The 26,653-nt window shown below is 61.5% G+C and carries 26 protein-coding genes and 1 tRNA gene; 14 read left to right on the top strand and 13 right to left on the bottom strand.

The features are described 5' to 3' along the window. Positions 1-191: 191 nt before the first annotated feature. The 8 genes from JS533_RS05635 (at position 192) to JS533_RS05600 (ending at position 10,072) form a co-directional block, all read left to right on the top strand. Positions 192-3,101 (top strand): LPXTG cell wall anchor domain-containing protein, encoded by a 2,910-nt coding sequence (locus JS533_RS05635; RefSeq protein ID WP_241513474.1) that lies wholly within the window; start codon positions 192-194, stop codon positions 3,099-3,101. Positions 3,102-3,265: 164 nt separating this feature from the next. Continuing rightward, entirely contained in the window at positions 3,266-3,469 is a 204-nt protein-coding gene (locus JS533_RS05630) for a hypothetical protein (protein WP_033494380.1), read from the top strand. A 64-nt stretch (positions 3,470-3,533) separates the two neighbouring features. Continuing rightward, positions 3,534-4,385 (top strand): VirB6/TrbL-like conjugal transfer protein, CD1112 family, encoded by an 852-nt coding sequence (locus tag JS533_RS05625; protein WP_241513473.1) that lies wholly within the window; start codon positions 3,534-3,536, stop codon positions 4,383-4,385. Between the two features lie 26 nt (positions 4,386-4,411). Continuing rightward, complete coding sequence (locus JS533_RS05620; RefSeq protein WP_140463215.1) at positions 4,412-4,777, top strand: PrgI family protein; 366 nt, start codon at positions 4,412-4,414, stop codon at positions 4,775-4,777. A gap of 2 nt (positions 4,778-4,779) precedes the next feature. Continuing rightward, positions 4,780-7,140 carry a VirB4-like conjugal transfer ATPase, CD1110 family gene (locus tag JS533_RS05615; RefSeq protein WP_214358550.1) on the top strand — a complete coding sequence of 787 codons (2,361 nt, stop codon included), beginning with the start codon at positions 4,780-4,782 and terminating at the stop codon, positions 7,138-7,140. Next, positions 7,140-8,459, top strand: a complete 1,320-nt coding sequence (locus JS533_RS05610; protein ID WP_150379088.1) for a CHAP domain-containing protein — start codon at positions 7,140-7,142, stop codon at positions 8,457-8,459. Before JS533_RS05615 ends, JS533_RS05610 begins: the two co-directional genes overlap by 1 nt. Positions 8,460-8,487: 28 nt before the next feature. Next, on the top strand, positions 8,488-9,033 hold the full coding sequence (locus JS533_RS05605; protein ID WP_241513472.1) for a hypothetical protein: 546 nt from the start codon (positions 8,488-8,490) through the stop codon (positions 9,031-9,033). A 31-nt stretch (positions 9,034-9,064) separates the two neighbouring features. Then, entirely contained in the window at positions 9,065-10,072 is a 1,008-nt protein-coding gene (locus JS533_RS05600) for a hypothetical protein (RefSeq protein WP_214358551.1), read from the top strand. A 314-nt stretch (positions 10,073-10,386) separates the two neighbouring features. Here the strand turns inward: JS533_RS05600 and JS533_RS05595 are convergent, their stop codons facing one another. The 8 genes from JS533_RS05595 to JS533_RS05560 all read right to left on the bottom strand — a co-directional run bounded on the left by JS533_RS05595 (position 10,387) and on the right by JS533_RS05560 (position 17,421). Next, on the bottom strand, positions 10,387-11,838 hold the full coding sequence (locus JS533_RS05595) for an ATP-binding protein (protein WP_240541025.1): 1,452 nt from the start codon (positions 11,836-11,838) through the stop codon (positions 10,387-10,389). 179 nt (positions 11,839-12,017) lie between these two features. Continuing rightward, positions 12,018-12,090: transfer RNA gene (locus tag JS533_RS05590), tRNA-Lys, on the bottom strand. 151 nt (positions 12,091-12,241) lie between these two features. Continuing rightward, positions 12,242-13,915 carry a VirD4-like conjugal transfer protein, CD1115 family gene (locus JS533_RS05585; RefSeq protein WP_214358553.1) on the bottom strand — a complete coding sequence of 558 codons (1,674 nt, stop codon included), beginning with the start codon at positions 13,913-13,915 and terminating at the stop codon, positions 12,242-12,244. Next, on the bottom strand, positions 13,912-14,322 hold the full coding sequence (locus JS533_RS05580; RefSeq protein ID WP_214358554.1) for a hypothetical protein: 411 nt from the start codon (positions 14,320-14,322) through the stop codon (positions 13,912-13,914). The genes JS533_RS05585 and JS533_RS05580 overlap by 4 nt, the downstream gene beginning before the upstream one ends. Further along, on the bottom strand, positions 14,319-14,642 hold the full coding sequence (locus JS533_RS05575) for a hypothetical protein (RefSeq protein ID WP_214358555.1): 324 nt from the start codon (positions 14,640-14,642) through the stop codon (positions 14,319-14,321). The genes JS533_RS05580 and JS533_RS05575 overlap by 4 nt, the downstream gene beginning before the upstream one ends. 11 nt (positions 14,643-14,653) lie before the next feature. Continuing rightward, the gene (locus JS533_RS05570; RefSeq protein WP_214358556.1) at positions 14,654-15,571 is read right to left on the bottom strand and encodes a DUF3801 domain-containing protein; all 918 of its coding nucleotides are present in this window, start codon (positions 15,569-15,571) and stop codon (positions 14,654-14,656) included. 30 nt (positions 15,572-15,601) lie between these two features. Beyond that, complete coding sequence (locus JS533_RS05565; protein ID WP_214358557.1) at positions 15,602-17,044, bottom strand: relaxase/mobilization nuclease domain-containing protein; 1,443 nt, start codon at positions 17,042-17,044, stop codon at positions 15,602-15,604. Then, the gene (locus JS533_RS05560) at positions 17,026-17,421 is read right to left on the bottom strand and encodes a MobC family plasmid mobilization relaxosome protein (RefSeq protein WP_214358558.1); all 396 of its coding nucleotides are present in this window, start codon (positions 17,419-17,421) and stop codon (positions 17,026-17,028) included. Before JS533_RS05560 ends, JS533_RS05565 begins: the two co-directional genes overlap by 19 nt. A 255-nt stretch (positions 17,422-17,676) precedes the next feature. Here JS533_RS05560 and JS533_RS05555 point away from each other — a divergent pair, with 255 nt between their 5' ends. Then, the gene (locus tag JS533_RS05555) at positions 17,677-18,183 is read left to right on the top strand and encodes a hypothetical protein (protein ID WP_214358559.1); all 507 of its coding nucleotides are present in this window, start codon (positions 17,677-17,679) and stop codon (positions 18,181-18,183) included. Positions 18,184-18,275: 92 nt separating this feature from the next. On the opposite strand, the gene JS533_RS05550 is transcribed toward JS533_RS05555, so the two are convergent. The 4 genes from JS533_RS05550 to JS533_RS05535 are packed head-to-tail and all read right to left on the bottom strand — an operon-like array spanning position 18,276 to position 19,697. After that, entirely contained in the window at positions 18,276-18,764 is a 489-nt protein-coding gene (locus JS533_RS05550) for a GNAT family N-acetyltransferase (RefSeq protein WP_214358560.1), read from the bottom strand. A gap of 24 nt (positions 18,765-18,788) precedes the next feature. After that, positions 18,789-19,166, bottom strand: coding sequence for an SdpI family protein (locus JS533_RS05545; RefSeq protein ID WP_214358561.1), 378 nt, complete (start codon positions 19,164-19,166; stop codon positions 18,789-18,791). 13 nt (positions 19,167-19,179) lie between these two features. After that, a complete protein-coding gene (locus JS533_RS05540; RefSeq protein ID WP_214358562.1) occupies positions 19,180-19,524 on the bottom strand; it encodes a hypothetical protein in 345 nt (114 codons plus the stop codon). Positions 19,525-19,535: 11 nt separating this feature from the next. Then, the gene (locus JS533_RS05535; RefSeq protein WP_240541024.1) at positions 19,536-19,697 is read right to left on the bottom strand and encodes a hypothetical protein; all 162 of its coding nucleotides are present in this window, start codon (positions 19,695-19,697) and stop codon (positions 19,536-19,538) included. A 292-nt stretch (positions 19,698-19,989) separates the two neighbouring features. Between JS533_RS05535 and JS533_RS05530 the strand changes: the two genes are divergently transcribed. From JS533_RS05530 to JS533_RS05510, 5 genes are all read left to right on the top strand, one after another. Then, positions 19,990-21,432 carry a glycoside hydrolase family 32 protein gene (locus JS533_RS05530; protein WP_214358564.1) on the top strand — a complete coding sequence of 481 codons (1,443 nt, stop codon included), beginning with the start codon at positions 19,990-19,992 and terminating at the stop codon, positions 21,430-21,432. A 156-nt stretch (positions 21,433-21,588) separates the two neighbouring features. Beyond that, the gene (locus JS533_RS05525; protein WP_214358565.1) at positions 21,589-22,923 is read left to right on the top strand and encodes an ABC transporter substrate-binding protein; all 1,335 of its coding nucleotides are present in this window, start codon (positions 21,589-21,591) and stop codon (positions 22,921-22,923) included. A 101-nt stretch (positions 22,924-23,024) separates the two neighbouring features. Continuing rightward, complete coding sequence (locus tag JS533_RS05520; RefSeq protein ID WP_214358566.1) at positions 23,025-23,897, top strand: carbohydrate ABC transporter permease; 873 nt, start codon at positions 23,025-23,027, stop codon at positions 23,895-23,897. Further along, positions 23,894-24,805 carry a carbohydrate ABC transporter permease gene (locus tag JS533_RS05515; RefSeq protein ID WP_214375395.1) on the top strand — a complete coding sequence of 304 codons (912 nt, stop codon included), beginning with the start codon at positions 23,894-23,896 and terminating at the stop codon, positions 24,803-24,805. The genes JS533_RS05520 and JS533_RS05515 overlap by 4 nt, the downstream gene beginning before the upstream one ends. 3 nt (positions 24,806-24,808) lie before the next feature. Next, positions 24,809-25,885, top strand: a complete 1,077-nt coding sequence (locus JS533_RS05510) for a LacI family DNA-binding transcriptional regulator (protein ID WP_214358568.1) — start codon at positions 24,809-24,811, stop codon at positions 25,883-25,885. A gap of 198 nt (positions 25,886-26,083) precedes the next feature. Here the strand turns inward: JS533_RS05510 and JS533_RS05505 are convergent. Beyond that, a partial coding sequence (locus JS533_RS05505; protein WP_241513471.1) for an IS3 family transposase occupies positions 26,084-26,653 on the bottom strand: 570 nt, incomplete at its 5' end.

The raw sequence follows: 26,653 nt of genomic DNA, 5'->3' as shown, positions 1-26,653 counted from the left end.
CGGGACCACGGGCGACGGGCATGGGAACGGATACTGTCTGGCGTGCGGTGGGGCGCCAATGGTGGGCTCCGGTCAAATGATCCGCACGGGCTTTCCGGTTCGTCGTTCGCCGTCGCGGGTTTCCCTCTCCCTTTTTCTCGCGGCGGCGGCCGTCGGCCGGGGCTGGCTCCTCGTGAAAGGGAGTGTTCCATATGGGCGTGTTGGGAAGGAAATGCTGTGTCTCGGCGGCCATCGCCGCGGCGGTGTGCCTGCTGGTGTCGCCGATGCTGGCGTTGGGGTCGCCGGACGGCGCAGCCGGCACCGGAAGCGGCGGCGTGGTCGGCGGTACGGCCGGCGGGCATGGCAATACGGCGGATACGGCGTCGCTGGGCTGGTATCTGCCGAACAAGGCATGGGTGCGCATGGACGACGACGTCTGGCAGATGGTCTCCGATCCCGAGCGGGATAATCACGTCGGCGCGGACGGCATGTCGTTCCTTGACGGCGACGTGGTCGCGGCGGCGGTGAATTTCACGGTGCCGTGGTGGGATGAGCCCACCCGGTTGGAGCTGGTGGACGATTGGACGCTGGTGGACCGGTATCTCGATGTGCGGGACGTGTCCGAGGTACGCGTGTACGTGGCCGAAATAGACGAATACGACGCTCCCTCGCTGGACGGCATCAACGTGACCGGCGAGGATGTGACCGACCGTTTCGACATCGTCTCGGAGGGCATGACGGTCACGGCGAAGGCGACGGCCGAGTATCTGGCGTCGCTGGACCTGAGGGAACGACGCAAGTCGTTGCAGTTCTCGATGCTGGTGCCGTTCGACGTGAGGTTCGACGTGCGCGAGGATCTGCAGCGGGACATCGACGCGATGCGCACGCGCAGCGGGTCGATCGACAATACGTGCAGCGACGGCAAACACGAGCTGATCAACCGCGGCGGCGTGTTCTGGGCCGATCACGAGTATTGGGAAACGAACGAGCCTCGCCTGTGCATCGTGCGCCCGGAGTTCGACAAGGACGTGACCGCGAGCGAAACGGAGGGCGGCGACGGGTCGAGCATCGATGGCCACAGCGTGCTGCCCGGCCAGACGGTCACCTATGAGCTGGAATTGCAGGTGGGCGCCGCATCCGACTACACGCTGCACACGCTGGAGTTCGTGGACGAGTACGACGTGCGCACGACGCCGGTCAAGGAGAGCCTGACGGTCATCGATGCGCGTGATGGTGTGACGGTGCCGGCCGAAGCGTACGACGTGGAGTGGGACGACGCCGGGCACAAACTGTCGGCCGCCTTCCGACGCGACTGGCTGGACGAGCGTTGGGAACCGTACGGGAACCACCGGTATCGGCTGGAGTTCGACGCAACCGTGTCCGAGGACGCTGCCACGGACACGGTGATCTCGAACCGCGGCTGGATCACGTTGAACAATTCCGGATTGGAGTCGAACGAGGTGACGAACCGGCCGGTCGACCCGCAGCCGGTCAAGCAGGACACACAGGCGGACGCGTCGGTGGACATCGACGGCAGGACCGTGCTGGTCGGCGACCGCCTGTACTACCGGATCACAATCGACGCGGCAGGTTTGGCCGACCCGGCGTATCCGGTGCGCCGGCTGGGCGTGATCGACGACTACGACGAAACCGTGCTGGACGTGGACGAAGCCGGCATCCAGGTGCTTGGCGAGCAGGGCGCGGACGTGACCGACCGGGTGAACGTGCAGGTCGCCGATGGCGTCGTCTACGCGTTCTTCAAGACCGTGGACACCACGCTTGCCGACGGGACGGTGCTGCCGGGCGACCCGCAGCCCGCCAATCTGGCCGAATACGCGCGGCACGAACTGTCCGCGGAACGTGACGCGGGCATCGACCAGTCGCTGCTCGGCAAGACATACCAGCTGGTACTGCCGATGACGGTCATCGCGGCGGCGGACGGCGGCTCGGTCGAGAATACGGCCGTGCAGGTCACGAACAAGCGCCGCGCGGTGTCGAACACGGTCACGAACGTGCTCGCACAACTCGACCCGTTCAAGGACGTGACGGTCGACGTCGGCGCGGACAGCGCGGACGGCATGAGCATCTACAAGGACCAACTGTTCCTCTACCGGCTGGACTCCTCCCTGCTGCCCGCGAACCGCGCCTACCCGCAGGTGACGCAGTGGCGTATCGACGACGATTACGACGAGTCGGGCGACGAATACGCCGGCCAGTGGGCCGTGTACGCGGCCGAGGACCTGCACGACACGGCCGGCGGCGTGATCGCGTCGAAAGGCTCGCGCATCGCGGGCAGCGGCTTCGATTCCGCGCGATTCGGCGGCGACCTGTTCTCTCTGGACATGCGCGACGGCTCGTTCACGGTCGCAGCCACGCAGCGCTATCTCGACCTGGTGTCGGCCGACGGCGCGCGGCCGCAGGCATGGCGCGCATACGTGCAGTTCCGACGGGTGAAGGCCGGCGAGTTCTCCAACACGTTCACGGAGACGCTGAACGGCGTGGAACGCCCGTCGAACACGGTAACCACGCGCACGCCCGAACGCTCCCCGTCCGTCGACGTGGAGAAGTTCGACGAAGCGTCCGGCCTAGAGGCGGGCGACCGCGACGACACGAAGGACGCGTTGGAGATCACGGGCGACGGCACGGTGATCGTGTTCCGCATCACGAACACCGGCGACGTGCCCCTGACCGGTCTCGAACTGTCCGACGAGACGATCGCCGGAGACGGCACGGTCACCGACCTGAAATACCCGGACGGTTGGGCGACGCTCGTATTGCAGCCGGGCGAATCCGTGGACGTGACCGGCACATTGACCGGCGTCACCGACCTGCACACCGATCGCGCGACCGTACAGGCCGCGCCGGTCATCGAATGCGTGCCGAAGGACGACGACCCGTTCGACGACCGGCCCGCGCAACCGGTCGAACCCGGCACGGTGTGCACGGACACGCCGATCACGAGCGAACCGGACGACTGGAGCGCCTACATGAAACGCATGCTGCCGCACACCGGCGTCGATCTGACCAGCATCATCACGATCGGCATGCTCATCCTGCTGACCGGTTTCGCCATGCTGCGCATCGCCCACGCGCATCGCCGGAACCCGGTTTCCAACCTCTGACTTCCGCTGCGGCCACGGCATCATCCGCATGACCGCAACGGTTCCTACGGGGATGCCGCCGACCGTCAGACCGGCGGCATCCCGTCGCCAAGGCCGTCCGGCTTTCGACAACACCGGACGGCCGTCCACTCACCGTTGAGTCCCATCACCGCAAAGGAGCCGTCATGGACACGATCACCACGATTCTCGAACTGCTGCAGAAGGCCGCGCTGCTGGGCGGCGGCATCTGGAGCGTATGGGGTGCGATCACCCTGGCCGGAGGTTTGAAGGACCATTCCGGCCCGCAAACCCAATCCGGCATATGGCAGCTGGTCGGCGGCGCGGTCATCATCGCCGCGGCCGCCCTGTTCGCCAACCTCAGCTTCTGAACGCCCGTCGGCAAACGGGCGTTCGATTCGCATCGGACAGTCAAACGAGGAAGGTGAACCGGTCATGGCGGACTTGGTGGAACCGTGCGTGAACATGCTCAACGCGATCGGCGGCGGCATCGACGGCAGCATACTCGACCGGCTCGCGTTGGGACCGGCCGAGTTCAACGCGAGTCTGTACGGCATGGCGGGATCGGTGCATACGAGCGCGGTCAAACCAGTGTCCGCCACCATCGCCAGCATCGTGTTCACGCTGGAACTGGCCCGCGCGTCGACCCGCGCGGACGGCGACCGCGAACTGGGCGTGAAGATCATCGGCGGCGTGCTGCTCAAATGCGCGCTCGTGCTCCTGTTTGCGTCCAATGCGGCGCTGATCCTGCAGGGCATCGACGCGGTCGTCTCGCAGATCGTGTCCGCCGCGTCGGGCGTGCTCGCGGCCGCGCCGGGCAGCGAGACGCAACTGTTGGGCGATCAGATGCGATCCGCGATCGAGGATGCGGGTCTGATCGGTCAGAGCGGGCTCATGGTGTTGGTATTGATCCCGTTCATCGTCTCGCAGATCGCCGGCGTGGTGCTGCTGGCGGTCGTGTACATGCGGTTCATGCAGATCTACATGCTGACCTGTTTCGCGTCGCTGCCGATCGTGTTCATGGCCTCGGAGCATACGCGCATGATGGGCGTCGGCTATCTGAAACGCTACGGACAGGTCTCGTTCCAGGCGATCACCCTGACGGTCGGCGTGATCCTGTACCGCACGTTCGTCGGCGAGGCGCTGCGGCTCGACGGGTATGTGGACGGCGGCGACCTGTGGCAGTACATCATCGCGAACTTCGGCACGCTGCTGTTGGGGGCGATCATGCTCGGCTGTCTGGTCATGGTGTCCTCGGCCACCGCCAAGGCCGTGTTCGGCGAATAGACGCGAGATCAGGGAAGGCGGCGGCGATGGCGTTGGAGATCAGGATCTACAAGGAGATCACGGCCACCGAGGCGCGGGTCATGTGGGGCATGAGCTGGCGGCAGCTCGCCGCGGCCGCGATGATGGGCTGCCTGTCGGCGGTCGTGTGGCTCGTGTTCTGGCGCCTGTTCGGGCTCCCCGACGTCGGCCAGTACGTGGTGTTCCTCGTGAACCTGCCGTTGGCCGCATGGGGCTGGCTGCGGCCGAAGGGGCTGAAACCGGAGGTCTGGTTCGGATACGTGATCGCATGCCGGTTCGGGCAGCAACGGTATTTCATCGACGGGCCCGCCCGGTCTCGTCGACGAGAACGGAAACGGGGCAGGAAGGCCATCAGCGAACGGAAGGACGGATGATCATGGCACGACGCAAACCGGCAGGCAGGCAAGGGCGCAGGATGCGCCGGCGGCGGGAGCGAGGGTATCGCACGGCGAAGGAGCTGATCGGCTACGAGGCGATGCTCTCCAACGGGATCGCGTATCTGGGCGACAACCGGTGGAGCGTGACCGTGCGCATGTCCGACATCAACTATGAGACGGCCACGCGCGAACGGCAGGCGCAGCTCATCAACGCGTGGGCGGAGTTCCTGAACACGTTCGACGGCTCCACCCGGCTGCAGGTCACCTGCGTGACGCGCACGCTCGACGCCCATGACGTGATGTCGATGGTCGGCATGCGGTTGGACGGTGGCCAGTTCGATGCGCTGCGCGCGGAATCGAACCGGATCATGCTCGCCAAGCTCGGCGAACGCTCCCGCAACGCGGTCACCGACAAATACCTGACGATCACGATCACGGAAGAGGACCCGGAACGCGCGCAGGCCACGCTGAACCGGCTTGTCAAAACGTCCGAAAGCCAGCTTTCCACGTTGGACGGCTGCAAGATCACGCCGCTCAACCGAGGCGAACGACTGCGCCTGCTGGCCCTGCTGCTGCGTCCGGGCGAACCGTTCCGCTACGACGACAAGCTGGTCGAATCCGGCCGCGCCACGTCGAAGGACTTCGTCGCACCGTGGTGCGTGGACGCGACGGACGCGCGCGTATTGCGACTGTCGAACGCCGCGGGCGATACGCTGCGTTCGACGTTGTGGATACGCGACTTTCCGCCGATCATGTCCGACCGGCTGATCGCCGAATTGACCGGTTTGAAGACCGAGGGCACGGTGTCGATTCATCTTGCGCCGTACGATCGCAGCGTCGGCGCGGAACTGGTGGACCGCAAGATCGCCGAAATGGACATGCAACGCCTGGAGGAGCGTCGCAGGAACATGCGCCGGCACATTCCCGCCGACGAACTGCCCGCCGACCTGCGCGACTCATTGGAGGAGGCGCATAATCTTCGCGACGAGATGCGCCGGTCGAACGAACGGCTCGTGGAGGCGCTGGCGACGGTCACGGTCACGGCCCCCACACGCCCGCTGCTCGACCAGCAGGTCAAGGACGTGCTCGCCGCCTGCCGCAAGCTCTCCTGCACGGCCGAAACCCTCGCCTGCATGCAGCTCGACGGGTTGAACGCAAGCCTGCCGTTGGGCGTGAACCCGCTGCCGATGCGACGCACGCTGACCACGAGCGGCGCCGCGATCATGATGCCGTTCACGAATCAGGAGATCATGGACGAGCACGGCGTGTTCTACGGGGTCAACGCGCGCAGCGGCAATGCGCTCATGGTCGACCGCACCCGCACCACGATCAACGCGAATGGGTTCATGCTCGGCACCACCGGAAGCGGCAAATCGCAGGCCGCGAAGGCCGAAATGACCGCCTTGTTCCTATCCTGCCCCGACGACGATCTGATTATCGTCGACCCCGAACACGAATACGCGCCCCTGTGCGACGCGCTGCACGGCGCGAGGGTGATCGTCAGCGCCGGTTCAGCCGATCGCATCAACCCGATGGACATCACGCTCGACGCCACGCTGGACGGTGACCCGATCCGCACGAAGGCGAACGCGGTCATCTCCATGATCGGCGCGCTCATCGGCGGCTCCGACGGCTTGGACGCCGCGGAACGCTCCATCGTGGACCGGTGCACGCTGGGACTGTACCGCGAATACCGCAACAATCCCGCCCTGCCGCAGCCCACGCTGGCCGATCTGCACGCCCGGCTCGCCGCCAGCAACGAGCCGGAGGCGCGGGGGCTGGCGTTGAGCCTCGAATCGTATACGCTCGGCAGTCTGTCGGGTTTCGCCGGGCAGACCACCGTGGACATGTCCAACCGGTTCACCGTGTTCGACGTGGCCGCGCTGGAGGGCGAATTGAAGACGTTCGGGATGATGGTCGTGCTCGACCATCTGTGGAACCGGGTCGCCCGCAACCGGAAGACGAACCGGCGCACCTGGATCTACGTGGACGAGTTTCACCGCATGTTCTCCAACAGGTACGCGTCCGAACAGTTCCTGGACATGTTCAAACGCGCCCGCAAATGGGGGCTCGGCATGACCGGCATCACGCAGAACATCGAGGAACTGCTCGCCAGCAAGGAGGCGCGGTTCATGCTTGCCAACTCCGCGTTCCTGCTGCTCATGAACCAGACGCCCACCGACGCGGCGCGACTGGCCGACATGTGGCACTTGTCTCCCGAACTGAAGGAACGGTTGGGCGGTGCGCGTCCCGGCGAGGGCCTGCTCAAGGCCGGCGAGGCGTTCATCCCGTTCGACGGGCGCATCCCGACCGATTCCACGCTCTACCGGCTATTCACCACGAAATTCGGGGAGACCTGATGGTCGAGCTCATGGATCCACGGCGGACCGGCACCGCCGACAAGCTCACCTCATACACCGGCCGTATCCGCGAAGGCGAAGGACTGACGGGCCGACTGCGCTCGACCACGGTCAGGTTCGCCGGCGACGCCGCCGCGCTCGGCCGCAGCACCATGCAAACCGCGACGGGGACAACGGACGAACATGAGGAAAACGGTATCGACCCGGCTGACGCGATCCTTGACGTCGGGCAAGGGCTGCGTTCCGCCGGCCAACTGGTGCCAAACACCGGCAGGCGCGGCGGGCGACGCAACCGGCGGCCGATGACCGTGGAGGAACCATTGGACGATATCGCCGATGCCAAGCCGACCGTGGACGTCTTCGCGGAACCGGCAAACGGCGGACAGACCGTGAACGGTCCAGCTCGTCATACGCCCGTCACGTCGTCATCCGGCACGGCTCCGAATCCCGTTGCCACGTTGAGCAAGTCGGACGGCAGCACCCGCGGCGTCGCACGCCGGCTCGCGCAATCCGGAACAGGCGGGATACGCCGTGCAGGGAACACGGCGAACGGAACGGCCGGAGGCATACGTTTCGCGTCGCCATTGTCCAGATTCACGCCCGGCTCCACGGGCTCCGCGACGCGTGGCACCAGAAATACCGCCAAGGGGGTGGCGAAGGCGGCGGACGGCTTGTCCAACCTCATGCGGGCGGCCGTCGAAGGCTCGCGCAGAATCATGGCATCCGTCGTTTCAGCCGTGACGGGCACAGTCGGCATGCCGGTGTTCCTATTGGCGACGGCCGCGATCATGGTGCTCGCGACGCTCATGGCGCTCCTGTCATGGCTGCCCGGCTTCAACGCCACGCAACAGGGCTGCACCGGCGGCGACTGTTTCGTCACCGGCAGCGTGATCGGCTCGCTGGAACCGCCATTGGTCATGAACGGCAACGATACGGTCGTGAACGTGGACGCGATGGACCTGCCCGAAATCACCTCGTACGAGCGCTGGCAGTGCACATGGTGGGCCGCGTCCCGACGCGAGCAGATCGGCACGCCCGTCGACCCGTGGATGGGCGACGGGCGCATGTGGCGCGCCAGTGCCGAACGATTCGGCTATCCGATCGACAAGGCTCCCCGCCCCGGAGACGTCATGGTCTTCCAAGCTGACACACTCGGCGCGGACGATTACTACGGGCACGTCGCCATCGTCGAGGAAGTCAACGAAGACGGCGACATCATCATCTCCGAAAGCGGCGCCGCAGCAGCCCGCGTCACCCTGCGCACGCTCACCGCGCAGCAGCTTGCGGACAACCGGGCGAACATCGACTTCATCCACTGACCGAACCACATCACGCAAAGGAGCATCCATGAACAATCGAGACCCCAAACGCAATCTGATCATCATTGTCACGGTCGCGCTCATTCCCATTATCCTGCTCGGCGCGGCATGCCTGCGCACGTTCATGCCCGTACGGCATACGGGCGTCCCGATCGTCGTGCGCAACGATCAAAACCGGACGGTCGAACCGAAATCGGATACGACGGTCAACGGGCGGAGGATCGACGTCTATCGTACGGACGAAGCGTGCGTGCTGATGGCGCCGCTCGCCGTACAGGCGTACGTTTCCGACCGGGACGACCGCGACCGGAACCTGAGCAACCTATTCACCGAGGATGCGGAAGGCCTGCAGATACCGGTCGAACGCATACGCCACGATGACGCCGGCTCGCTTGGCAACGGCTACGTGAAGGTCGCCATCAACGACGACGCGGCCGCATGCGTGGTTGAGACCGAGTCCGGCGTGATCTGGGAGGTCTACTACGCGGACTTCGACCGCGACGGCTACAAGGTCAGCAAGATCATCAGCCACGACAGGGAACGCGCCTACGTTCCCGGCACCGACTCCCTGTAACCGGCCACGCGTCACGGAAAGGAACAAGATCATGACCGGTGAACCGTTCAACCTCGGCCCGTCCAGCCTCCCCGCCATCGCCGACGACGAGCCGGGCGAGACCCAAATCCTCGGCATGGATGCTCCGCCGCGACGATGCGAAGGCTCCACGGCCAACATCACCCATAATGCAGACGATGCCATGCCTCTGAACCTCGGACCGACCGAACGCAACGACCGCAACAATGACGAAGACGATGACGGTCATGCCGATGCCGACGGCGGTCGATTCATGTCACGATTCCCGGAAAACGCCGTCAAACCGGCGGTAGCAGGATTGGCCGTCCTGCTACTGGTCGGCGGCGTAATCGCGGGCGTTCGCGTCATCACCGCGACGAATCATGCCGAGCCGACCATTCAACAGCCAGTGCAGGCGGAAGAGGATCGCAAACAAGCGGAACGCCTGCAGGATGCAATGACGATCGCGAAGGCGCTGCTCGAACGCGTCAAGCGCAGTCCCATCGCCGATCAGATCAACCCCAGCCAGCTCGAACAGGCTATGGACGATCAGGACATCGAACGCATGGAAGCATTCACCAAACAACTGGAAACCTCATACGCTACAGCGCTAGACGACACGACCAGTCAGACGTCCAAGACCCTCGGCGAAGCGATCGGCCGAGCCGACAAGCTGCGCGCAGCACCGGAATCCGACGAACATGCACGACTCGACCGGCTTGCCGACACATGGCGCGACAAGACCATCACCGAGGAAAACCTGGCCGATGCCATCGCAGCCGCACGCCAGATCGCCGACCTCGCCGCGACGGTCGACGTGCAGCAGACGAAAGCTGCGGAAGAGGAACGGCAGCGGGAACAACGCGAGCAAGAGGAACGCGAACGGCAGTCCGCACAACAGCAGTCCACGCAGCAACAGGCGACGGCACCGACGCAGTCACAGCAGCCGCAGTATCAGCCTCCCACGCCGCAGCCGGCGCCCTCGTGGAACGTTCCCGGCCAGCAAACAGATCGCCTACCCAACCGGGACGGCAGCCTCTGACGGCAGGCACGGGATCATATGCAAGCGCGAACGCAACCCCGCGTCCCGACCCGGCACCAACCGTCACGTTCCGCTCCAACGCAAGCGGTCGTCCCCGACCCCGCGCCAACGCAAGTTAATCCATCAGACCGTCGGCATATCCCCGATATGCCGACGGCTCGCTCTTTTATCCAGCGGTTGCCTCTCGAATTGAAATCGGCGTACGAGTACTGCTATCTATGCAGACTCCGAATTTACTCCGCAGTACTCTGACATGTACTCCGACATACTCCGACATATACATGTCGGAGTATGTCGGAGTATGTCGGAGTATGTCAGTCTCGACTGTAGTACTGTTTGGGATCACGTAGCCCGGACCCGTGCCAGTGCAACAATCCCTGCTGGGCGAGCTGTTTCAATGTCCTTGCCGCCGTACGCGGATTTACACCGATCTTTTCGGCCAAGCGTTTGGTGGTCACTTTCCCCTCGACCGCGACGATGGCCAAGGCTTCGCGTTCGATGTCGGTCAGTCCGGTGGCGGGCACTTCGGTCTGGTTGACGATGGACGGGGCCGTGTCGTTTTGTTCGTTGAGGTAGGGCACGCGTTGCCGGATGTTGTTGCGCAGGACGAGTTTGACCATGAAGTTGTTGGGTTCGCTGTACTCGGGGTCAGGCAGGCCGAGCTCGGCCATTTCCTCGTACATGCGGTGCACGCCCTCGTTGAGCTCGCGCACCAGTTCGAACGCGGTGAGCACATGGCAGATCTTCGGGTTGCGCGCGTACCGGGTGGTGCGCATGTTCTCCACCGTCACCCGGTTCGGCAACGCTCCCGGACTGGTGATCTCCAGACGGTCGTCATAGATCATGACGCGCGTATGCTCGCCGCGGATCGAATAGTCACGGTGCGCGACCGCGTTCACCAAACCCTCGAACCACGCGAACCGCGGATACTCCGGCACCGTGCGGAACCGGCCGTCATCGCCGAGCACCTGGAACTCGCGCAGCAACGAGCCGACCAGCTGGCTGGCCCGCTCCACGACCTCGGGCAGCGGACCGTCGAACTCCACGTCCTTGACGATGTTCAGACTGCGGCCGGTATGCAGTTCGGTCCCGTCGACCTTGACGACGCGCACGCGCGCCGACGGCAGGAACGCGGCCGGATACTGCGAGAACAGGAGCACGCCGGCGTTCGTCAGATGCCCGTCCGCGAGAAACCCGCGACTGCGCAGCACCCGCTCGTCGGGGATATCCGTCGCGCCGATGGCCTGCTTGTACCGGTCGAACACGTCATGATCGATATCGTCGACGCCCGACCGGTCTTCCGGCTCGTCCTCGAACCAACGCTGCCCCTTGTCGTACTCCAACGCGAGCACCTGCTCACGGTCCAACAGCACGCTGCGATCGTCCTCACGCAGATACACGTCGCCGTTCGACCGTTTCGCGACCACATGGTTCGACGACGGCGACACGTCCAATACGAGGACCAGATCATCCTCGCCGGACGAGTTCACGCACGGGATACGCCGGGCGGCCACCTGCGGGGTGGGCGCGCACTGCGTGATCGGCAGCTGCTCGAACGATTCGACCGGTTTCGCGTTCGCGCGCTTGAAGCCGGTGATCTCGCCGTCGTCCTCGATACCGATGACCAGCTGGCCGCCCGAAGCGTTCGCGAATGCAATCAGATGCCGTGCCACGTCCTCGGGCTTGATGCGCGCGCTCTTGCGATCGAAATACTGGTTCTCGCGCATACGGGCGAACGCCGCCGTCTCGTTGGTCTTCGATTCCATGCGCTTCTCCCCGCCCATTCGCGTTGACATTACCAAGGGCAAGCCTACCCGCATCGGCACGACCGCAGCAAAACACCGGTCGGGAACCCCAGATTCACCGGCATGACCATTTCCATGTCAAACCTGGGATGCCGGTACAGAAAAACCCTTGGAAACGTTGACTTCCAAGGGTTGAACTGTGCCCCCTGTGGGATTCGAACCCACAACCCACAACTTAAAAGGATGCTGCTCTAACCGTTGAGCTAAAGGGGCAACAGCACTAAGATACACACTTCCGCCAGACAATCCAAAAATCGGCGTGGCGGGTAACCGCTGTGCCGGCCAGTAGTTTTTCTGTATTTATGTATGTAAAGAAACAAAGAAACACTACCGACGCGTCCGCCTGCACTGCGCTTAGGGCGCATCACATCGGTATCTTGCGGCTGCGGAACGGTCGGACGCCGCGCAGGATGTAGATGCACTCGTCGGTGGGCAGCAGGCCGAGTTCGTCGGGTTGCATGAGCTCGCGTTTGGTGCGCCGCCAGCTCGTTGTGTATGAACCGTTGATGCCCTTGCTTTCGCTGTCGTCCATGACGTCGATGGTCTGGGAGCCCAATCGTTTGGACACCCATTCGAGCGTGCTGGTTTCGGTGCCGCCGAGGAACAGCATCGAATCGCAGTTGCCGACGATGGTCTCCCAATCGTCGCGGTACATGGCCTTGCCTTGCGCGTAGTTCTGGATGATGACTGAGCAGGAGATGTTGCGGCTGCGAATGGTGGCGATGAGCCTCTGGAAGTTGGGGATGCGACCGACGTTCGCGAACTCGTCGAGGAAACAGTGCACCGGCAGACGATGATCGCCGCCGTCCACATGGTCGGCCTGGTACACGTTGGACTCGAACAGGCATTGGTAGAGGATCGCCGCGAGGAACGAGAACGTGTTCTCCGTGTCTGGCAAGGCGAGGAACACGGCGGTCGGCCGCAATGCGATCTCGTCCAGTCGCATGTCGTCTCCCGACAGGATGCGTCGCACGTTGCCGACTTGCAATGGGGCGAGCCTGACGCCCAGCGAGATGATGATCGACTTCTTCGTCTCGCCGGCTCCCTGCTGAAATTTGCGGTACTGGCGTGCGGCGAAGTCCAAACCCTCCAGCGTCTGCCGTGATTCGACGTCATGTCGGCCGGGGTCTGCGTGGTATTCGGCGACGAGTTCACGCGCCGCGTCGAACATGAGGTCCACGTCGGATTGCATGGTCTCGTCCGCTTCGCTGGCTTCCATCCGGTCGAGCATGTCCGTGACCCGGTTCAGGTCCGGCTCGTCCTCGGCGAACCGCACCCATGCGATGAGCGCGTTCAGCAGGTTGCGTTCGGCGCGTTCCCAGAACCCGTCGCCGTTGCCGGGCTGCCTGTTGTCGCCGGCCGTGTTCGCGATGATGTTTTCCGTCAGGCGCAGAATGCCGGCCTCGGGGTCGGACGGGTTGAGATAGCGCATCGGATTGAACCGGTCGGAGCATTCAAGGTCGATGAGATTCAGACAGTGGATCGCATAGCCTTTGTCGCGCAGCAGCTCGCCGACCGCGTTCTGGATCTCGCCTTTGGGATCGGTGATCGCATACGACATGTTCGCCTGCCGCAGGTTCGGCAGCACATACCGTCTGGTCTTGCCGGAACCGGACGAGCCAATTACCAACACATTCAAGTTGCGTCGTGTCACCCGACCGTCGATGCCCAACGCTTCCGTCGCGGTCATCAGCAGGTCGCGTCGCCCGCCCTGCCGGAACGGACGGATATCGGCCGGCGTGCCCCACTTGGCCGAACCGTGCTCCTCGCCCTCTCGCAGGTCGCGGCGCATCGACCATCGGTATAGCCAGATCAGGCCTATCGCAATCACCGTGCCCAGTCCGGCAATAAGATCGGCTCGGTGCAGGGACAGAAACAGCGGGCGCTCCGCTATCCCGACGAACATCCGGTCGATGATCTCGCTGGCGGACAGGCCGGCCGTCATGTCGCCGCGCACTTGCAGGCACACGCGATTGCCGAGGCAGAACAGCAGGCAGGAGGACAATATCGTCAGGCAGATTACGGGGAAACGCTTCATCGCACCATACTTTCCGTTATTCGCGCACGCTGCTCCGACTGTTTGCGCTGTAGTCGCTCATTGGTACGACGCCTTAGTGATTCCAGCACCATCTCACGGGTAAGCGGTGCAGCATCACGATTCGGTTGAGATGCGGTCTGAGATTCCGTCGTATTCGGCAACGGTTCTGTGACTGCGAGCGGCGTGACGGAGATTCGACGGCCACCGTTTGACGAACCGGCGCCTATGTCCTCCGCCGCTGTTCCTCCTGTCCCAGACGCTATCTCGCGAAAGTTATCCACAGAGTTATCCGCATAGTCGATGATGAGCATGTTCGTTCCGCACCATTCAATGCTGGATGCCTCACGATCTCCGCACAACAGTCGGTCAAGCCGTGTGAGCGTCATCGGCATGTTCCGCTCGATCATGCCGGCTCCTTCCAGTTCATTGACGTGGAGGCGGCGATCATGTCCGCGTTCACCCGAACTTCGGCGTTGGCGATGTCATGGGAGGTGTTGCCGGCGTCGGCCCAGCCGCTTGCCACGATCAGGTCGCCTTGTTCCAGTTGTTGCGCCTTACAGTACGTGGGCATCACGGAGCCGCCCTGCACGATTACCGGCTCGGCCAAACCGTTCGGCATGCGCACGCCGATCCTCAGCTGCACCAGTTGACCGCCTGTGGCGGAAACCGTGAATACCGGGTCGGCGAGGAGTTCGCCGCGTACGATCATGTATCGCTTCGTTCCCATCCTGAAAACTCCTATCTGGTCCGAGGGCGGCCGGGTTTCCGCGTTGCAACCGGTTGCACCGGCTTGCCGGTGAGCTTGCGTTCGATCCGTGCACGGAGTTCCGCGAGCGTGTCACGCCGGCTGACTTTCCGTTCCCCACATCGCGCCGTCGGTTTCGGCGAAACCGGCGCACGCGGCTCCGATGGAGCAGGTTCTGCCACGGTCTGGCGATTGGCCTCATCGGCAACGGTCTCAGTCTCGCCATGTGCAGCCGGTGATGATACGACCGGGGATTGCGGCGGCTGCTCATCGTCCGATATCGGCCGTGCGGATTGTTCCGCCGCGACTGCCGGGGATGCCTCGTCGCGCTGCTCGGCCGTTGCGGTCGGGATACGCGATCCTGACTGAGCGGCATCGGGACGTGTTGGTGATGATTGTTCGGGTTTCACCGGTGCGGGCTCCTGTGGTTCGCCCCGGTCCGGTTCCGTTGCCTGCTGCGGCTGAGTGTTCTCGCTTCCGCGCCGCTCGGCCGGCTGCCGGCCGTCGATCCGCAGTTCATAGCCGACATCCTGCAGCGCCCGCCGCACCGAGTGCGTCACATGATCGAGATCACGTCCCTCGAAATGAATCCACGTTGACTGGCTATCACTCTCCACTGAATACCGCACGCCCGCGCGACGCAGACTGTGCACCACCGCACGTACCTGATGCCGCTCCAACTCGATCGCATGAACGTCACCGCCGGCCAGGCGCTGCAATCGTTTCTCGCTCATCCGCCCGGTATCGCGGCCTCTCCGTATCACGCCACGCATCGCCGACAAGCCGCGCCCGCCCAATCGCAGAAACCAGCCGGCGGTCTTCTCTCCGACCTGCAGTGCGAAACCGCCACCGGCGCGGCCGACTCCCATAGCAATCTGCCGGCCGGTGTCTTCCAATCGTTCCTCGATCATCGTTAATCCTTTCCATGTATGAACCGTCGTCTATTCGGGTCGGCGGATGTGCCGCCGCTGCTTGACATGCTGAGCCTGAGCGCGTACGCGACGTAACGTGTCCAGTTCGCGGGCCAACTCGTCGAGTCTGCGTTCACGCTCCCGCAGTTCGACTGCCGCATCGTCAGACAGCGGCCCGTCACCGTCCGTTTCGTCCGTGTCGCAAGCTGCGACCAACGCCGCCTGAAACGCTTCCCGCTCCGCCTCGATGCGCCGCGTCGTTTCGGCGATCGCATCATCCACCGCGGCGCCACTGGCGGCAAGCCGGCCAGCCGTATTCAACTCGTCCGCCAGCCGGTTCAGCTCATCGAGTCGTCGCGCCTGCATCGCATACCAGCGGCGCTGCGCATCCGATTTGCCGATCGCGACCGTCATCCGCTCATGCACAGCGGACTCCAGCCGTGTGGGCGGGCGGGAGAAGTACCCGTACAGGTCCTCCGCACGCACCTGCTTGGCGTAACGGCCTCGCCGTCCCGTGATGACCTGCAGCGACGCCGCCGGCAGGTACGCGCGATACGTGTCCCCGTCGCGCACGATCCGCGTCAACGGAATCGTAATCAGCAGTCGCCGTCTCGTGCCGGGCAGCCACACTCGCATCGCATTGCCGGTTCGTTCGGCGATCATCCGCCGGTTGAAACTGATCGGCATGACCGTATGCCGGCCGATGCGGGCCATGATGTTCAGCTCGTCGTAGGCGCGTCCCAATTTCACGTCGCGCACCCGCAGTCCGCTCGCCATGTCCGTAAACGTCAAGTGCCGGCCGCGCACGACGACCATCACGCCGGCGCTGTCCAACTCGCGTACGAACGAATCGAAATCGGTGGAGGCGCCTGCGGCCGTATCGATCGCGGCGCGAATACGATCCTTGATCGCGTCGCCCTTCGCCGACGCATACAGTTCCGCGAAGCTCACGCCATGACGGCGCCGCTCTCGCGCAGGTTTCAGCTCGGGCAGCACGTCCAGTCCGGCTTCCCGGCACAACCGGTCGCTGATCTCACGCAGTCTGCTTATCGTGACCCCCGGTTTGGTTCGCATCTTGCGGAACGTCACGTCACTGGTCGCGCAGATGATGATGTGGTTATGCGTGTGCCCGCGATCGACGTGCGTGGCGATCACGTACCGGTACTCGCCGCCGGTGAACTCGTCGGCGAACTGCACACCCAACTCATGCAATTCCCGCGCGGTCACGCGTCGGCTGTCCTCCGGACTGAACGATTGAATCACATGATGCGCAAGCACGCCGTTGGCACGATTCCCGCCAGCTGACTGTTCGACCGTGGCCATCATGCGCCGCGCCAACTCCACGGGATTCGTCGCATCATCGCTGAAGTTCGCCGAGGCCAAAGCGCCATGTTCGGTCTTGTCGGGATTGGCGATATAAGCGATTGCCTTGTGCAGAGTGACGGTGATCTGACTCATGTTGACGACAGCCATCGCGCCGCCTCCACCGCTTCGTCACGCTCCCGACACATGCGCAGCAGCAACGCCGTCAGCTCGCGCTGGCCGTCCAGCACGCGCGCCACGTCGCCGCTCGTGATCAGCCCTGTCGCGTTCGCCACATGGGCGATCTGGTTGATGTTGTTGCCGATACGCGCCATGTCCGCGCGAACCATGCCGGGATCCAATGCGACCGTGACCATGACCGTATGCGCGTCGATCAGCAGTGCGCGGGCATGGGCCGAGAACGACAGGACTCCGCCGCGTGATCGTTTCACCCGCTGGTAGAAACGATTCGCCTCAGCCCACTCGTCGGGAGTAAACGTGACCGTCTTGCGACGGCAGCGATTGGGATGCGAGTCCTGCCAACTCATGGCCATAGCCTATCGGGTCGCGGGTGTCCCGCAGCGGATGACCGGAAGGGAATCCGCGCAACCGTACGTACGGTTGCAATGCTTGCTATTCCCCGACCTGACTCAAAAATCAATCCGGGACCACCACCTGAACACGCCATGACTAACCTCGATTCCTAACGCCGATATCGGCGATTGAACCGCATCGCCACAGCGCTGATGGTCACGCAAGGATAATCACGCTGCAACATAACGACACAGCCAAAGGAGGCGAGGATGGCCGTCGGAAACCGTCGCAAGGAACGCGCCGACTGGGTACGCAAATCACTTGAAGAGTACAGGGCGCAGCTCAAGGAACGGGAGAATCGTACCGCGGCGCTGTACGATGCACTCACCGATTTCACCAGAGCGTTGGACGCCGCGCGACCGATCGTGCAGGACTACACCCGCGACTACGGGGTATCGCGCCGTGAGATCGGCGAACGGTTCGGGCTCACGCAGCGGCAACTCAACGCATTGTTTGAACCGTTGATTGATGCCGACTCGAAGGCAAATGACGTTAAGCCACAAACATCCGAGACAACTGTGACTCCAAGCGGGCCAGAATCACAGTCCAAGTCTGTTGCAGTCATTGCCACGGAATCAGTTGTATCGGCAAACCATGCCACGGGCGATAAACAACCGCCAAGTCTAGGAATCCTTGGCCATCCTATTGATTATTCCGATGCCGGAGATTCACGCAGAGATTATGAACCTTCCGAAAACGGACCATTCATATATTGATGTAGTTGCCTGCGTCAAAGAACGATGGAGCCCTGTGCCACTCGTCCCATACCGATGTGCTTGACGCCGTTTACAGTTCCATTAGTAGTTCGTCAGTAGTTAATCATTTCGAGTTCCGGTCCCATGTCCTCGGTTTGGGTGAGACCGGTCTCGTGGAAGCCGATGTGCCGGTAGAAGCCCTGCGCATTGGCGTTGAACCCGGCGACCCACAACGCGAGCCGGTCATTGCCGGTGGCCTGTTTGCCCGCTTCGACTAGCATGCGTCCGACGCCGTGCCGATGCCGGTCTTGCAACACGTACAATGAGGCCAGTTCCGCCGCTTCGGGACGGTCGATCGGCGGACGCGGCGTGCGCAGCAGTTCCGCGAACCCGATCACATGATCGTCGCCAAGCGCCACTAGGGTGACCTGATCGGAGTTCTTGGCGTGGGCTTCGGTGAGTTTCAACGCGAACTGCGGGGTGATGGCATCCACGATCTCCTGCGGAATCTTGCCCTGGTTGAGTTCCCGCCATGTTTGCGACTGCACTTGCGCCTTCTCCTCGAACCATCGAGGTTCGATCGGAGCGATACGAATCGTCATGCCTATCCTTCCTTCTGAATATCTTCATATGTTCGATTCCAGGTAATGCCTTTTTGCGTCGAAATTCGCGATGGTGCCGCATGCGACAAGCCAAGCAACAAGCATGGCGGCAAGTGCAAGAAGCATCCACCACCAGATCATGTTCATGGTATTAATGTCACGGGTTGCAATCATGCCGACCAGTACGTCTAATGGCATCAGAGTGGTCAGAACACCACAGCCGAGGAACACGAACGCATACTTGCGGTGTATGTATTCCCATGTTTCGTCCGAGGCGATGGTCCAGCGGGTCTTGATGCCGACCTGATAATTCCTCTCCAATTGACCGTTCTTCGCGAACCCATACATGGAGAAGCACCACCGGACTATCGGCAGGAATAAACCGATCAGACAAAGAAGCATATCTCGAATCCTTTCAGACATTATGTCGTTTACGGGGCGCTTGCACGGCGGCGACACCGAACACGGACTGCACACAGAACAATCCCGTGAGGAACACCAACACGGCGGGACGGTATGCACGATAGAAATCAACCATGTCCGGTTGTGCATATGGCATAGCGATGGTGTACGCACAACCAGCAAGCAGGGCAACGAGCAACGAACCGATCAGCAGTGCGATGACGGTGAAACGCAGTCGTCGCCGGTCTTCGCACGCATGCGCAAGCCAGCGAAACGCCAGCGTGATGCAAATGCTAACCAGCAGGTAGCACAATAGCCCGTATGTGGGCAGCATATCGATGATAAGCAGATACTTCATGGAAGATCCTTTCAGATCAGACATTCGAAGAAATGCCATTCCGAGGAATCAGCATCACGGATGATGACCAGCGTACCGCTCTCGTTGTCCATCTCCCTATGAGGCTGATCGTACAGATCATCAAGTCGTGTTCCCAGATCCAATTGCAGAGTCGCATTCGCTTCCTTGACCATGCGTATGCTCTCCTGTGGCAATCGACCGCCGGAATACTCTCTGCCGTCCAGAATGGTGCCGTTAACTTTTAAGTTATACCGGTTTGATAGGAGCGTCAAAACAGTTTGATGATTTGTCGATAGGAGGATGGGCGACTCTCTTCCATCGGCGTGTCGGGTCGAAACGCTTATAGATGAAGCGTTTTATCAATAGGGTCGTATTTCCTACGATGTGCTTGTTGACAAGGTTGATTTTTGGTGATCTAATATAACTATCACATTGATCAAACGCTTTAGCAAAGAAGCTAAGGAAATGAATAATACGATCTTCTATAAACCGGCCGAAGGATGGGTGGGCGACGTCATTCCCTACTGCGAAGGGGAGGAGTTCCATCTGTTCTACCTACATGAGCGTAGGGAATCCCCACGCGAGGGAATGAGCTGGCGATTGGTGACGACCAAGGACTTTGTGCATTATGAGGACCGCGGCGATCGTTTGGTGCACGGCACGGCTCAGGATCCGGATTTCAACGCGTATACCGGCAGCGTAGTCAAAGACCATGATGGTCGTCATCACCTGTTCTATACCGGTCATAATCCACGTCATTGCGGTGACAACGGTCTGCCCCTGCAGCGGGTGATGCATGCGGTGAGTGAAGACGGCATGGCGACATGGCATAAGATTCCTGCGGATATCTTCGGCGCTCCCGTAGGGTATGAGCAGAGCGACTGGCGTGACCCGTTCGTGTTCTGGGATGAGGAATCGAAGATTTGGCGACTGGTGCTCGCTGCGCGGCATACGTCCGGTGCCGATCGAAGGCGCGGCGTGGTCGCCCAGTGCGTATCCAAGGATCTGTCTCGCTGGGAGATAGCGGAACCGTTATGGGATCCCGGTCGATATATTACGCAGGAATGCCCGGATGTGTTCTTCTGGAACGGCTGGTGGTATCTGGTGTATTCGGAGTTCTCAGACGCTTTTGCGACGCGTTATCGTATGTCCCGTTCGTTGGAAGGGCCGTGGGTCGCTCCCTCGAGCGGCAAGGACAGCGTGGACGGTCGGGCGTTTTACGCGGCCAAGACCGCGCAGCGCGACGGTCGACGATTGTTTTTCGGCTGGATCCCCAGCCGTATCGGGGAATCCGATGAGGGTGCCTGGCAATGGGCCGGCACCATGTCGGTGTCGGAGGGAACACAGAACGCAGACGGTTCGTTGTCGTTCCGTATTCCCCATGAAGTCAAGTCCGCCTTCTCCGATCTGATGTGGAACGACGTGGGGAACCATGCCGTGGGGCGCTCGGACGGATATGATGCGAAGATGTTCGACCTCGATGTGCCACGATGCGCGTTGCTGCACGGCACGTTCGAGATCGGCGAGGATCGTGCCGATGCCGGAGTGATCGTGAAGGCCAGCAAGGACGGCGACCTTGGCCATATCATCCGGTTTGAGCCCAAGCGTAGCCGTATGGTGGTGGATCGGTGGCCGAGACCTCGGACCGGCGGCGAGCAATGGCAGATTTCCGGTGATGTTCCCTTTGCCGTCGAATTGGAAAGACCGTGCGATCTGCCGGTGGGAAGGCATGAATTTGACATCATCATCGAAGATGATATCTGCGTAGTGAATCTCGATCAGGATGTCATGTTGAGCACGCGTCTGGAAACATCATGGGGATCATCGTTCGGCGTGTTCTCCAATGACGGCGTAACCCGCTTCTCTGATTTCGCGGTCCTCACCAGGAATACGGAAGAGACGAAGTAAAGGTTCCCGGCAATGGCCGCGTTCCTTGGAAAGGGAGGTGCCGCTACCCCTACGTAGACATCAGGCGATACCGGTCGTCTCGAACAACATCCAACCACATACATACTCGTAAACAACAAATCTGATCAATCAATGGAGATGATTACGATGCGAACCATGAAAACGCTGGCCGTATCCGTATTGGCCGCTGCTGCGCTGGTACTGTCCGGGTGCGGAACCAGTACGTCCTCAGTGAAACCGGACGATGTGAATCCCGAAGGCGAGATCAAACCGCACGAGATATCGTGGCTGCTGTCCCGCCCGGTGGACGGTGGCGTGATCACGGCGATGAAGCAGATCGCCGCGGACTACGCGAAGGATCACGAAGGATTTGAGCTGAAGTTCATCACCACGCCAGACCGACCGTCTTACATCCAGAAACTGGAGACGCTTGCCGCCGCCAACAAGTTGCCGGAGCTCTTCGACATCGATGCCACGCCGTTCGCCGCGAAGCTGGCGAAGAAAGGCAGCATGGTGGACGTCGAGGCGATGCTGAAGGACATGGGTCTGTACGATGACTATCGCACGTCCGCCTTGGACTACCAGCGTTTTGATGATGGCTCGTTGTATATGGTGCCGTTTGAATCTCAGGTGGAGGTGTTCTTCTACAACAAGGCGCTGCTCGCCAAGGCGGGAGTGGACATCCCCAAGACGCTTGACGACATACCTCAGATGTGTGCCGCGCTCAATAAGGCCGGTATCACTCCGATCACCATGGACGGCCAGGATATGTGGCCGCTGGAGAGGTTCATGGCCTACTACCCGTTCCGGGAGAGTGGCAATGACTACATCAAGAAGCTCAAGAAGGGCGAGGCCAAGTTGTCGGATGAGACCGGCCGGAAGGCCGTGCAATGGATGGCCGACCTCGGATCGTCGGGCTGCTTCCAGGAAGGCTTCTCCTCCACTGGATATGCGGATGCGCAGGCACTGTTCACTTCCGGTAAAGCGGCGATCTACAACACCGGCTCGTGGGATCTGCCGACGCTGGGCACCGAAGATTTGGACGCCTCGGTGCGCGATCAGATCGACTACTTCCTGCTACCGGTCACCGATGGAGGTGCCACAACGCAGAACGAGTATGTTGCGCCGTCCGGTATCGGCATGGCCGTCAACACCAAGGGATATGACCCGCTTGTTCGCGACTTCCTGAAGTATGCGCTTGAGCAGTACCCGAAGGTGTATGGAGCCACCGGCCAGGTCAACCCCACTACCGGTGATGGCACCACGCTGCCAAGCAATGCCACGGATCTCTACCAGCGCGTGGTGGATGAATCGGACAATGTCGGCGATGTTACCGCGATGCCGTGGGACACTCAGCTTGACTCGACCTCGAACACCCGACTCCAGCAGGAACTGGTGCTGCTGGTGCAGGGCGATGTGAGCGTGGACGAGTTCATCGACACGATGGACGGAGTCATCGCTGAGAACGGTCCGAAAGCCTTCGCCGAGTAACGCTCGCGAATATATATGTCGGCAGGGGATGGCCGGTTACCCAAAGCACTGCCATTGCAACGGTCATCTCCCGCCGCCTTCCAAGATTGCAAGGAGCCTCCATGCTGCCGTATCGTTCGAAAAAATCAGTGTTGATATTCCTTTTGCCGCCGTTGCTGTTCTATGGCCTCGGTGTGCTGATGCCGGTGATCCAGTCGCTGTTTCTCAGCTTCTTTGAGTGGGACGGCATCAGCGACATGCAATTCGTCGGTCTGGGTAACTATGCCAAGATGTTTGCTGGTGACGCGGTGTTCTGGCAAGCGTTCGGCAACTCCATGATCTACATGATGATCTGTCTGGTATTGCAGCTCGGTGGCGCATTACTGGTCGCCACATTGCTCATGCAGCTCACTCGTGGCCGTGAAGTCATCAAGACGCTGTACCTGTTGCCGGCGGTGATCTCGACCGTCGCCATCGGTTTCCTGTTCCAGCGCATCTATTCGATGGATCCGGTGGGCCTACTGAACCGGTTGCTGCAAGTGGTCGGGCTTGGTGATCTGGCAAGGCCGTGGCTGTCCGACACCCATACGGTGCTTGCGGCAGTGTCCGTCCCGGAAGGCTGGCGGTTCTCCGGTCTGTACATGCTCATCATCTACGCCGCGTTCATGTCGATCCTGGCCGAGATCGAGGAGGCGGCCAAACTCGACGGTGTCAACGAATGGCAGCTGTTCGCCAAGATTCGTTTCCCGTACATTCGGCCGGTGTGGATCACCACGGTGGTCATGGCCGTGACATATGCGTTGCGTGGCTTCGATATCCCCTACCTGCTGTCGAATGGCCGCCATGGGCAGCTCGTGACCACGTACATGTACCGTACCGCGTTCACGAACACGAATTACGGGTATGCCAGCGCGATGTCGGTGTTCATCGTGGTCGAATGCCTGGTCGCGGTCGGATTGATCTTCGGACTGATGAAAAGGAAGGTGGACGAATGACGGGTGTGGAATCGTTGCCGAGCATGAGATCCTGGTATAAGCAATCCTTCAATAACGTGGAAGGATATCGGCATCATCGGCGTATCACGGTGCATCGTATTATCACGTGGGTGCTGATCGCGATCATCATGGTAATTCAGGTGTATCCGCTGCTATGGCTGTTCATCACCAGCGTGCGCACGGAGCATGATTTCGCTGCGGGGGATCCGTTCGGCATACCGCAGCAGTTCACGCTCGATAATTATGCACGTGCCTTTGAATCGGGAAACCTTGGTCGGTATATCCTGAACAGCGTCATCGTGACCTTCGGCTCGAACTTCTTCATCGTGATTCTCGGCATGATGGCGGCATACGCTTTGCAAGTGCTGCGATTCAAGGGCGGCAAGATTATCCGCATGATCTTCATGATGGGCATCATCGTGCCCGTGCAGATCTCGCTGGTGCCGTTGTTCATCGATTATTCGCAGGTCGGTCTACTGGATACGTATTGGTCGATGATCATCCCGCTGGCCGGTTTCTCGATACCGATGTCGGTGTTCCTGTTCAGCTCGTTCTACCAGTACATTCCCTCGGAGACCTATGAGGCCGCATCGATCGACGGCGCCGGCCCGTACCGCATCTTCGCGCAGATCACACTGCCACTGTCGCTCAACACGATCGTGACGGTGGTGCTGGTCAACAGCATCTTCATCTGGAATGAATTCATCTTCGCGAACACCTTCGTGCTAACCGATGATCTGAAGACCATTCCGCTTGGCTTGCAGAACTACATCGGGGCGATGGGCAACACGGACTGGACTGCTACTTTTGCCGCCGTTTGTGTCACAATTACACCATTGATGTTGGTGTTCCTGGTCTTGAACAAGGCTATGATCCAAGGCCTGGAAGGTGGCGCGACCAAGGGATGATCGATGGCAGTGCAGCGAATAGCAGACCCCGCATCTGAGAACTCGCGGGAGCGGAAGAACGGGAAACGTTCCTCCGTGACGTTGAAGGATGTGGCCGCGGCGGCCGGAACCTCGGTATCCACGGTGTCGTTGGTCATGAACCATAAGCCGGGCGCGCGCATCGGCAAGGACGCGCGCGCCCGAGTGCTCAAGGCCATCGATGAGTTGGGATATCGGCCGAACACCCTGGCGCAGGGACTGGCTCGCGGACGATCGAATTTCATCGGTCTGGTGGCGGATTCCATCGCGACGACACCGTTCGCGGGACAGATCATCCATGGCGCTCAGGAAGAGGCCTGGAAGCGTGGATATGTACTGTTGATCGCCAACACCGAGGGCGACCGTGACCTTGAGCGTCGTGCCATCGAGGAATTCATGGAGCACAACGTCAGCGGTGTCATCTACTCGACGTGGTACCACCATGAGATCACCATGCCGCCGGAGCTGACGCAGGTCACCACGGTACTGGTGAATTGCAGCGATCCGAACAGCGAGGTCACGGCGGTGGTCCCGGATGAATTCCGTGGCGGCAAGGCCGCGGCGCAGATGCTGATCGATGCCGGGCATCGGCGAATCGCCTTTGTGAATTCGACCAGCATCTCACCCGCCCGAACGGGGCGACGCGCCGGATATCTTGCGGCACTTGAGGAGGCTGGCATCCCCGCGGACGAGAGTCTGATGTTCGACACCATGCCGTATCAAGAAGGCGGCATGCGAATCGCCGAGCAGGTGGTGCAGACCGGGGCGACCGGTGTGTGCTGTCATAATGACCGTGTGGCCATGGGATTATACGATGCGTTGCGTGATCGTGGTCTGCGGATCCCCGATGATCTTTCAGTGGTCGGGTTCGACAACCAGGAGGTCATTGCCGCGCATATGTCGCCGCCGTTGTCAACGGTGCAACTGCCTCATTATGAGCTTGGCGTGGTCGGGGTGAAGATGCTGCTGGAAGACGTAGAATCCCCCGATCGTGCGGGATTTTCGAGAACCATCCGCATCGACTGTCCTCCGGTGATGCGCGATTCCATACGTCGGCTGTGACACGGATGGGCACCCTGCATGGTCAATCTTTATACATCCGATGTGACATGGCTTCGTGTCCTGCTTTCCAATCGCGGTTCATCTTGTTTGGCGACAGAAAAACGTACACAGGACACGGGCCATGCCCCTATCTCAAGGCCAGACCAAAGTGCGCAAGAATTCGGGCGTTAGGGGCTGCGGACATTTTCTTGGAGATAATCACGCAGCCATTCCTTGGCTTTGACGGTATTGTACCGGGCTCATCCAACCAAGCGACTGTTTGATGCGCTCGTGGTTGTACCAGCGTATGTACTCATCGACCAAGGCGAGCACCTCGTTGCGGGTGTGTTCCTCCCACTTCTCGGGGTAGACCGCCTCGGTCTTCATCCTGCCGAAGAATCCCTCCGCGGCCGCGTTGTCCGGCGAACAGCCCTTCGCGCTCATGGAGCGCGTCAGCCCGAAGCGTTCCATGAGCCCGAGCCATCCGGGCCACCGGTAATGGCATCCACGGTCGGAATGCACCAGGGGACGCGCGTTCCCTGGCAGCGTCGAGGCCGCTTTCTCCAGCATCCGGTTGGCCAGCTCCGCGTTGGGGCTGAAGCCGGCGGTGTATGCGACGATCTTGCCATCGAAGCAGTCGATCATCGGCGAGAGGTACACCTTCCCGTCCCTGGCCTTGATCTCGCTGATGTCCGTCAGCCACTTCTCGTTCGGACGCTCGGCCGTGAAGTCCCGGTCGACGAGATTGGCGGGAGCCGGCGTCGTCTCGCCCTCGTAGGAACTATACCT

Origin of the sequence: Bifidobacterium amazonense (genome assembly GCF_018555435.2) — a bacterium.
Lineage (GTDB): Bacteria > Actinomycetota > Actinomycetes > Actinomycetales > Bifidobacteriaceae > Bifidobacterium > Bifidobacterium amazonense.
This window is presented reverse-complemented; position numbering and strand designations above follow the sequence as displayed.

What these genes read in the sequence shown, in the direction of transcription:
- JS533_RS05635 (WP_241513474.1), top strand. Translation starts at nt 192, where the DNA reads ATGGGCGTGTTGGGAAGGAAATGCTGTGTCTCGGCGGCCATCGCCGCG.
- JS533_RS05630 (WP_033494380.1), top strand. Translation starts at nt 3,266, where the DNA reads ATGGACACGATCACCACGATTCTCGAACTGCTGCAGAAGGCCGCGCTG.
- JS533_RS05625 (WP_241513473.1), top strand. Translation starts at nt 3,534, where the DNA reads ATGGCGGACTTGGTGGAACCGTGCGTGAACATGCTCAACGCGATCGGC.
- JS533_RS05620 (WP_140463215.1), top strand. Translation starts at nt 4,412, where the DNA reads ATGGCGTTGGAGATCAGGATCTACAAGGAGATCACGGCCACCGAGGCG.
- JS533_RS05615 (WP_214358550.1), top strand. Translation starts at nt 4,780, where the DNA reads ATGGCACGACGCAAACCGGCAGGCAGGCAAGGGCGCAGGATGCGCCGG.
- JS533_RS05610 (WP_150379088.1), top strand. Translation starts at nt 7,140, where the DNA reads ATGGTCGAGCTCATGGATCCACGGCGGACCGGCACCGCCGACAAGCTC.
- JS533_RS05605 (WP_241513472.1), top strand. Translation starts at nt 8,488, where the DNA reads ATGAACAATCGAGACCCCAAACGCAATCTGATCATCATTGTCACGGTC.
- JS533_RS05600 (WP_214358551.1), top strand. Translation starts at nt 9,065, where the DNA reads ATGACCGGTGAACCGTTCAACCTCGGCCCGTCCAGCCTCCCCGCCATC.
- JS533_RS05595 (WP_240541025.1), bottom strand. Translation starts at nt 11,838, where the DNA reads ATGGAATCGAAGACCAACGAGACGGCGGCGTTCGCCCGTATGCGCGAG.
- JS533_RS05585 (WP_214358553.1), bottom strand. Translation starts at nt 13,915, where the DNA reads ATGAAGCGTTTCCCCGTAATCTGCCTGACGATATTGTCCTCCTGCCTG.
- JS533_RS05580 (WP_214358554.1), bottom strand. Translation starts at nt 14,322, where the DNA reads ATGATCGAGCGGAACATGCCGATGACGCTCACACGGCTTGACCGACTG.
- JS533_RS05575 (WP_214358555.1), bottom strand. Translation starts at nt 14,642, where the DNA reads ATGGGAACGAAGCGATACATGATCGTACGCGGCGAACTCCTCGCCGAC.
- JS533_RS05570 (WP_214358556.1), bottom strand. Translation starts at nt 15,571, where the DNA reads ATGATCGAGGAACGATTGGAAGACACCGGCCGGCAGATTGCTATGGGA.
- JS533_RS05565 (WP_214358557.1), bottom strand. Translation starts at nt 17,044, where the DNA reads ATGGCTGTCGTCAACATGAGTCAGATCACCGTCACTCTGCACAAGGCA.
- JS533_RS05560 (WP_214358558.1), bottom strand. Translation starts at nt 17,421, where the DNA reads ATGAGTTGGCAGGACTCGCATCCCAATCGCTGCCGTCGCAAGACGGTC.
- JS533_RS05555 (WP_214358559.1), top strand. Translation starts at nt 17,677, where the DNA reads ATGGCCGTCGGAAACCGTCGCAAGGAACGCGCCGACTGGGTACGCAAA.
- JS533_RS05550 (WP_214358560.1), bottom strand. Translation starts at nt 18,764, where the DNA reads ATGACGATTCGTATCGCTCCGATCGAACCTCGATGGTTCGAGGAGAAG.
- JS533_RS05545 (WP_214358561.1), bottom strand. Translation starts at nt 19,166, where the DNA reads ATGCTTCTTTGTCTGATCGGTTTATTCCTGCCGATAGTCCGGTGGTGC.
- JS533_RS05540 (WP_214358562.1), bottom strand. Translation starts at nt 19,524, where the DNA reads ATGAAGTATCTGCTTATCATCGATATGCTGCCCACATACGGGCTATTG.
- JS533_RS05535 (WP_240541024.1), bottom strand. Translation starts at nt 19,697, where the DNA reads ATGGTCAAGGAAGCGAATGCGACTCTGCAATTGGATCTGGGAACACGA.
- JS533_RS05530 (WP_214358564.1), top strand. Translation starts at nt 19,990, where the DNA reads ATGAATAATACGATCTTCTATAAACCGGCCGAAGGATGGGTGGGCGAC.
- JS533_RS05525 (WP_214358565.1), top strand. Translation starts at nt 21,589, where the DNA reads ATGAAAACGCTGGCCGTATCCGTATTGGCCGCTGCTGCGCTGGTACTG.
- JS533_RS05520 (WP_214358566.1), top strand. Translation starts at nt 23,025, where the DNA reads ATGCTGCCGTATCGTTCGAAAAAATCAGTGTTGATATTCCTTTTGCCG.
- JS533_RS05515 (WP_214375395.1), top strand. Translation starts at nt 23,894, where the DNA reads ATGACGGGTGTGGAATCGTTGCCGAGCATGAGATCCTGGTATAAGCAA.
- JS533_RS05510 (WP_214358568.1), top strand. Translation starts at nt 24,809, where the DNA reads ATGGCAGTGCAGCGAATAGCAGACCCCGCATCTGAGAACTCGCGGGAG.